At 49.7% G+C, this 821-nt stretch carries 1 protein-coding gene; it reads left to right on the top strand.

What is annotated here, in order from left to right:
* Window positions 1-84 precede the first annotated feature (84 nt).
* A partial coding sequence (locus tag H8K55_RS21265; protein WP_186944250.1) for an IS110 family transposase occupies window positions 85-821 on the top strand: 737 nt, incomplete at its 3' end.

The raw sequence follows: 821 nt of genomic DNA, 5'->3' as shown, positions 1-821 counted from the left end.
TAGATCCTATGATTAAAAAAGAGTCGACAAGCAAATAGCAAACCTTAAAATAAAAGCTCGACCAATCAAATTAAGGAGAACGACATGCTTGCGACTCTTAGGGATGATTTTACTGCAGAAAAAATGGTTTTGGCAGTGGCATTAGAACTTTCTAACGGCAGTTGGAAAATGGGATTAAGTGACGGCAGAAGAGCAAAACCGACGGTCATCACTGTGTCAGATGAACAACCCCATGCCAGACTGATGGCGGCGGTAAAAGTGATACAGGAAATACTGGTGAAATGGCTGCTACCAACGGACACGAAAGTGATCGTGATGTACGAAGCGGGTCAAGATGGTTTCTGGATTTGTCGCGCACTTAATGCGATGGGTTATACCGGCTTAGTGATTGACGCGGCAAGCGTCCCGGTGGGACGTCAAGCTAGGCGAGCCAAGACAGACCGGCTCGATGCCATCATGCTGGTGAACTGTTTGCGAGGATGGTTGCGGGGCGAGCAAGATCGTCTGCGGATACTGCATATTCCAGCCGAGCTGGCGGAAGCGGAACGGCAGTTGCTCAGAGATCGTGGCGTTTTGCAAAAAGAGATAGGTCAACATCACGACAGAATGCGTAAGTTGCTGCGTACTGTTGGTTGCTGGGATGAGATAGATCGTGATTTTGCGCGGCGCTTGGAAGCAGGCGAAGTACGCTGCTACGACGGCAGTATGTTGCCGGCCGAATTGCTAGCGCGACTTCTGCGAGAATGCGAGAGACTAGCGCTAGTTGAAGAACAATTTAAGGCACTCACCAAAACGCAGGTCTCGCAACTGTCTAAAGCGGT

The sequence above is a fragment of the Affinundibacterium flavidum genome (genome assembly GCF_014284175.1).
In the GTDB taxonomy this organism is placed as follows: Bacteria; Pseudomonadota; Gammaproteobacteria; order Burkholderiales; family Burkholderiaceae_D; genus Undibacterium; species Undibacterium flavidum.
The sequence above is the reverse complement of the archived record's forward strand: the minus strand, read 5'-3'. Positions and strand labels throughout refer to the sequence as shown.